This is a genomic window from Mycobacterium sp., assembly GCF_052144515.1.
GTDB lineage: Bacteria > Actinomycetota > Actinomycetes > Mycobacteriales > Mycobacteriaceae > Mycobacterium.
In genome coordinates, this window is record NZ_JBKQQD010000469.1 from 22921 (window position 1) to 29005 (window position 6085).

A 6085-nucleotide genomic window follows, 5' to 3' on the forward strand; every position below is an offset into this window, starting at 1 on the left:
TTCTGGTGCAACAGCAGATACCCTGTTTGGGATGGTCCCCCTCTGGTTCACGCTCTCCGCGCTGTGCTTCGTCGGTGCGGTGGTGTTGTTGTACGTCGATATCGATCGGCGCCGGGGGCGCAGCAGACGGCGTAAATCGTGGGCGCGGTCGCACGGATTCGACTACGAGCGCGAATCCACCGACATCCTGAAGCGCTGGAAGCGCGGCGTGATGTCGACGGTGGGCGACGTGCCCGCCCACAACGTCGTGCTCGGTCAGATCCGCGGCGAGGCGGTCTACATCTTCGACCTCGAGGAAGTCGCCACGGTGATCGCGCTGCACCGCAAGGTGGGCACCAACGTCGTGGTCGACCTCCGGCTCAAGGGGCTGAAAGAGCCACGGGAGAACGACATTTGGCTATTGGGCGCGATCGGGCCGCGGATGGTGTACTCCACCAATCTGGACGCGGCCCGGCGGGCCTGCGACCGGCGCATGGTCACCTTCGCGCACACCGCACCGGACTGCGCGGAGATCATGTGGAACGAGCAGAACTGGACGCTGGTCGCCATGCCGATCGCCAGCACCCGCACCCAGTGGGACGAGGGCCTGCGCACCGTGCGCCAATTCAACGACCTGCTGCGGGTGTTGCCGCCCTTGCCGCAAGAAAGCCTGGAAGAGACAGGGGCGCCGCTGGCGCTGCGCAATGCGGCGCCGACCCGTCCGTTGGCTCCGGCCGGCCGGGCCGAGTTGCCCCAGCGGCGCGCCGAGCAGGATGTCGCCGGGCTGCTGGGCTCGGATGTCAATCGCCGCGCCCCGGAGCCGGTCCGCCGCGACGAGGGTCGCGCCGAAGGCTTTCGGCGCCCGCCGCCGGTGGGCCGCAACGGCAGTCAGGCCAGCCACTACCAGCGCTGATAGCGCCCGGGGCGCAAGGGTTCCCGGTCAGTACACTGTCGCTCATGCCCCGCCCCGTCGCCCTGATCACCGGGCCCACATCCGGGATCGGCGCCGGCTACGCGCGACGCTATGCGCGCGACGGCTACGACCTGGTCTTGGTCGCTCGTGATGTCGACCGTTTGAAGCAATTGGCGGGCGAGCTGGAAACCCAGGCCGGCCGAGCCGGCAGCATCGAGATTCTGCCCGCGGACCTGTCCGTCGCCGCCGACCGCGACAAGGTCGCCGACCGGCTGTCTCAGTCTTCCGGGGGAGTGCGGGTCCTTGTGAACAACGCCGGCTTAGGGACGTCCGGCGAATTCTGGACGGCGGATCTCGCCCTGCTGCAGTCGCAGCTCGACGTCAACGTCACCGCGGTGATGCGCCTCACCCGGGCCGCGCTGCCGGCCATGCTCGACGCCGGTGCCGGCACCGTCATCAACATCGCCAGTGTTGCCGGGCTGGTACCCGGCCGCGGGTCGACTTATTCGGCGTCGAAGGCGTGGGTGATCGCGTTCAGCGAGGGCCTGGCCGGCGGGTTGCAAGGCACCGGCGTCGGCGTGCACGCCGTCTGCCCGGGGTTCGTGCACACCGAATTCCACGCCCGGGCCGGGCTGGATATGGCCAAGCTGCCCTCGTTCATGTGGCTCGAGGTCGACGACGTGGTCAGCGCGAGCCTGGCCGACATCGCCGCCGGCAAAGTGATCAGCGTTCCGGGCGTCCAATACAAGGCGCTGGTGGCCGCGGGGCGGCTGATTCCGCGCGGTCTGCTGCGGTCCGCAGTCAAACGAGCCGGCGGCGGCCGTGGCCGAACCTGACCGGGTTGAGCTGGCCGAGCTGGTGCGCAAGCTGTCGGTGGTGCACGGCCGGGTCACGCTGTCGTCGGGCAAGGAGGCGGACTACTACGTCGACCTGCGCCGCGCCACCCTGCACCACCGGGCGTCCGCGCTAATCGGCACGCTGATGCGCGAACTCACCGAAGACTGGGACTACGCGGTGGTCGGCGGACTGACCCTGGGTGCAGACCCCGTCGCGACCGCCATCATGCACGCGCCCGGCCGTCCCATCGACGCGTTCGTGGTGCGAAAGTCAGCGAAAACCCATGGCCTGCAACGCCTTATCGAAGGCTCCGAGGTCTCCGGCCGGCGTGTGCTGGTGGTCGAGGACACCAGTACCACGGGCAACTCGGCGCTGACGGCGGTGCATGCGGTTCAAGACGCGGGCGGCGAGGTGATCGGCGTGGCCACCGTGGTGGACCGCGCCACCGGCGCCGCCGAGGCCATCGAAGCCGAGGGATTGCCATACCGCAGCGTGCTGGGCCTTGCCGATCTGGGGCTGGGCTAGGCCGTCAGCGGGATCGTCGCATGCACCCGTTGTCACATCTGCCGCACGAGTCTCCGGCACAGCCGATGGTTGTGCCCGCCTCGCAGCGACAAAGTCCGTCGTCCCCCCCGCAGGCGCCTCCGTTGTCGCTGCGAGGCGGGCAAACCGTCGACCAGAGCTGCGAGAGATCCGCATGGTCAATGCGCACTTTCGTTGCTCTGGCCTGCCTGGCGGCATGTCTGGCGGGCTGTTCGGGTTCCAACCATCCCGTTCGCAGCTACGGCGCCCAGGGCGCGCGGCTGGGTGAAGCACTGGGGTTGCTGGGCTGGAACATGTCGGTGTCGAACCTGCGCTGGGACGACGACTATGTGCTCATCGACGTGGACGCGGCACCGACGGACCCCAAGGCGCCGCACGCCAAACCCGAGGAAGTGCGCTTCGGGCTTTACGGCGCGCCGGCGCATCCGATGGAGGCGGGCGGGCTGGGCAGCTGCAATGACGCGATGACCAAGGTGCACGACATCAGCTCGCCGCTGTCGGCGCCCCCCGACCGGCTCACCGGCACGGTCTGCCTGGGCCCGCTGAAGGACCGCAGCGCGGTCCGCGGGGTGTATGCCTACTCGCCGCATGACCGGATACCGAAAAGCACGGTCGCCTATGGCGCGGCGTTTCCCGTCGGGGTGCTGCCGACCAACGGCAACGACACCGGCGTGGAGATCAAGACCACCAGCCTGTCGGCGTGGCGCGCCGACGGCACCCCGGTGACCAAGGCGCAACTCGGCGATCCGGCGGCGTTCGCTGGCAACGGCTACATGCTGTTGGGGCTCGAGGCCGACGCCATCGCGGCCCGTTACCGCGACGAATCCGCGGCCCGCGGCGGCCCGATGATGCTGCTTGCCTCGCCGACCCTGCCCGGCAAGGGACTGAATCCGGCTTGTGCGGTGTACGGATCCTCGGTGCTGATCCTGCCCGATGCGTCGTTGGACGCGGTGCGCGTCAACGCGTCGCTATGCACCCAGGGTGAGATCAACGAGGCGTTGCTGTACGCGACGGTGGCGGTCGCCGGCACACACGCCGGTGTCTGGACCGTCAAGTGAGCGAACCCGGACCCACCGAATGGGGGGCACCGGCCGCCGGCGTCGGGCCCTGGGAAGGCGATCTCCCCGACGACCCGCGCTACGACCCAGTTCTGTTGCGCGACGGGGACACTCGCAACGTCGTCGACGCCTACCGGTACTGGACCCGGGACGCGATCATCGCCGACATCGACGCGCGTCGTCACCCGCTGCACATCGCGATCGAGAACTTCGGTCATGACGCCAACATCGGCTCGGTGGTGCGCACCGCCAACGCGTTCGCCGTCGATACCGTGCACATCGTCGGGCGCCGGCGCTGGAATCGCCGCGGCGCCATGGTGACCGATCGCTACCAACGGCTGCGTCATCACGACAGCACCGCCGAGCTTTTCGATTTCGCGGCGGCCGCCGGGTTGACCGTGGTGGCGGTCGACAACGTTCCCGGAGCGGCGCGCCTGGAGCAGACTACGCTGCCGCGGGAGTGCCTACTGGTGTTCGGTCAGGAAGGTCCCGGCATCACCGACGACACCCGGGCGGGTGCGGTAATCACGGTGTCGATCGCCCAATTCGGCTCGACGCGCAGCATCAACGCCGGCGTTGCGGCCGGGATCGCCATGCACGCCTGGATCAGGCAGCACGGTGACATGGGTCGCGCGTGGTAAGGGCATCGAGTGTGCAATGACGGCGTCGAGTGTGCGGTCACGGCGAAGATTCGGCGATTTTCGCGCCATGAATGCACACTCGATTGGCGCTATTCAGCGTATGGCTAACTCCACAGCGTGACGTGGACCTTTGGTCGAAATCTGGTCACCCCCACGCCGGTTCCGCGGATCATCGCCTGGATGCATCGCGGCGTGGTGATGAAGCGGACGAGCTCGGACACCGCGGGCTGCCGCGCCGACGGCGCCAGCGTCGCCGCGCACCACTCGCCCGAGCGGTCCAGCCCTGGGCCTGTCACGTGGGTCAACCGCCGAGCGGCAAGGTCCTTGGCGACGGCGAAACCGATCGTCAACGTGGCACCGCCGACCCGCTGCACCTCCTCGAGCGCGGCGGCGTCGCTTTGGAAGATCCGTTGATGTGACTCCGGAATTGCCAAGCCGCGCAACATAGTTGCGATCTCCCCGTCCACGCTTCCCGCCGAGGGGCCAAGCATCCATTGTTGTTGGCGCAACAGCGACGGCACCGGAATACCCACGGCCAGTGGGCTATTCGGCGCTACCACGGTGATGATTTGATACTTCAGAAAGGGCCGCACGAAGATCGAGTCGTCAGAGCCGATCGAACTCACCGAGCTTACCGAGCTTTCGCTGGCCGGACCGATCGCGATGTCGACGGCGCGCGAGCAGATCAGATCGCGGAAGTGGCTCGTCGGGTGCACGCTCAGCTCGACGGACAAGTCGTCGGCCCGCGACGAGAACAGCTCGATCAAACCCGGTGCGGCGTGTTCGGCGAACGCCGTCGACGCCGCGATGCGCAGCAAGCGGCGCCCGTGGGCGGCCTCGGTGACCTCGATAGCGGTCTGCTGTTGCAGACCCAGGATCTCGACCGCGCGGCTCGCCAACCGCAGGCCGCCGGGCGTAAACGCCAGTCCCGCACCCGTCCTGGTGAACAACGGGTCGTCGAGCTCCTTGCGCAGCGCCGCCACATGCATCGAGACTCCGGCGTCGGAAAGACCTAGTTCCGCGGCGGCCGCTCGCACCGAGCCCAGGCGCACCACCGCCGAATAGGCCCGAAGTTGAGCCGGGGTCATGGAAAGAGCCTACGTTGAAAGACGTGCGGGACGTGCTTGCTGAGCTGATGCCGATCTGGCGTGCCGGACAGACCGCGGGACTGGGGACCGTAGTGCGAACACTGCGGTCAGCGCCGCGGCCTCCGGGGGCTTCGATGCTGGTGGCGCCGGACGGCTCGGTGACCGGGTCGGTGTCGGGTGGTTGCGTGGAAGGCGCCGTGTACGAACTCGCCACCGAGGTGGCCCAAACCGGGGCAGCGCGGCTGAAACGCTATGGAGTCGGCGACGGCGACGCTTTCGCGGTCGGCCTGACATGCGGCGGGATCATCGACGTTTTCGTCGAGCCCGTATCGCAAACCAGCTTCCCCGAACTCGACGCGATAGCCGACGATGTCGCCGAGCACTGTCCGGTCTCGGTCGCGACCGTCATCGCCCACCCGGATCCGCAGTGGGTAGGCCGCAGGCTGATCGTCCGGCCGGACGCGGCCAGCCCCGTCGTGGGATCGCTGGGTTCGTCGCGTGCCGACACCGCGGTCACGGACGATGCCCGGGGCCTGCTCGCGGTGGGCCGCTGCGACGTCCTCAAATACGGACCCGACGGGCAGCGTCGCGGCGAAGGCATGGAGGTCTTCGTGTCCAGCTACGCTCCGCGCCCGCGGATGCTGGTGTTCGGCGCGATCGACTTCGCCGCTGCGGTGGCCCGGGCCGGGAAGTTCCTCGGGTATCACGTCACGGTGTGCGACGCGCGGCCGATCTTCGCCACCAGGGCGCGCTTTCCCGAGGCCGATGACGTGGTCGTGGAGTGGCCGCACCGCTACCTGGCCGGTACCCCGGTGGACGAGCGGACGGTCATCTGCGTGCTGACCCACGATCCCAAGTTCGACGTGCCGGTGCTCGAGGTGGCGCTGCGCACCCCCGCCGGGTACATCGGCGCGATGGGCAGCCGCCGGACTCACACCGACCGGCTGGACCGGCTCCGCGAGGCGGGCCTGACCGAGGCCGAACTGGCCCGGCTGCGCTCGCCCATCGGGCTGGACCTGGGTGCGC

General features: G+C 68.7%; 7 protein-coding genes. 6 read left to right on the forward strand and 1 reads right to left on the reverse strand.

Annotated elements, in window-relative coordinates; genetic code table 11:
* Positions 1–31: 31 nt before the first annotated feature.
* The 5 genes from ttfA (at position 32) to ACLP9N_RS31785 (ending at position 3971) form a co-directional block, all read left to right on the forward strand.
* Complete coding sequence (gene ttfA, locus ACLP9N_RS31765; RefSeq protein WP_442411106.1) at positions 32–892, forward strand: trehalose monomycolate transport factor TtfA; 861 nt, start codon at positions 32–34, stop codon at positions 890–892.
* 44 nt (positions 893–936) lie between these two features.
* On the forward strand, positions 937–1728 hold the full coding sequence (locus tag ACLP9N_RS31770) for an SDR family NAD(P)-dependent oxidoreductase (RefSeq protein ID WP_442411107.1): 792 nt from the start codon (positions 937–939) through the stop codon (positions 1726–1728).
* Positions 1715–2254 (forward strand): orotate phosphoribosyltransferase, encoded by a 540-nt coding sequence (pyrE, locus tag ACLP9N_RS31775; protein ID WP_442411108.1) that lies wholly within the window; start codon positions 1715–1717, stop codon positions 2252–2254. The genes ACLP9N_RS31770 and pyrE overlap by 14 nt, the downstream gene beginning before the upstream one ends.
* Before the next feature lie 179 nt (positions 2255–2433).
* On the forward strand, positions 2434–3330 hold the full coding sequence (locus ACLP9N_RS31780) for a hypothetical protein (protein ID WP_442411109.1): 897 nt from the start codon (positions 2434–2436) through the stop codon (positions 3328–3330).
* Positions 3327–3971, forward strand: a complete 645-nt coding sequence (locus tag ACLP9N_RS31785; protein WP_442411110.1) for a TrmH family RNA methyltransferase — start codon at positions 3327–3329, stop codon at positions 3969–3971. The genes ACLP9N_RS31780 and ACLP9N_RS31785 overlap by 4 nt, the downstream gene beginning before the upstream one ends.
* Before the next feature lie 104 nt (positions 3972–4075).
* Here the strand turns inward: ACLP9N_RS31785 and ACLP9N_RS31790 are convergent, their stop codons facing one another.
* Entirely contained in the window at positions 4076–5059 is a 984-nt protein-coding gene (locus ACLP9N_RS31790; protein WP_442411111.1) for a LysR family transcriptional regulator, read from the reverse strand.
* Between the two features lie 23 nt (positions 5060–5082).
* Between ACLP9N_RS31790 and ACLP9N_RS31795 the strand changes: the two genes are divergently transcribed.
* Positions 5083–6085, forward strand: a 1003-nt coding sequence (locus tag ACLP9N_RS31795) for an XdhC family protein (protein WP_442411113.1), incomplete at its 3' end; no start/stop codon positions are given.

Coding starts and splice junctions, on each gene's coding strand:
- ttfA (WP_442411106.1), top strand. CDS start 32: ATGGTCCCCCTCTGGTTCACGCTCTCCGCGCTGTGCTTCGTCGGTGCG.
- ACLP9N_RS31770 (WP_442411107.1), top strand. CDS start 937: ATGCCCCGCCCCGTCGCCCTGATCACCGGGCCCACATCCGGGATCGGC.
- ACLP9N_RS31780 (WP_442411109.1), top strand. CDS start 2,434: ATGCGCACTTTCGTTGCTCTGGCCTGCCTGGCGGCATGTCTGGCGGGC.
- ACLP9N_RS31790 (WP_442411111.1), bottom strand. CDS start 5,059: ATGACCCCGGCTCAACTTCGGGCCTATTCGGCGGTGGTGCGCCTGGGC.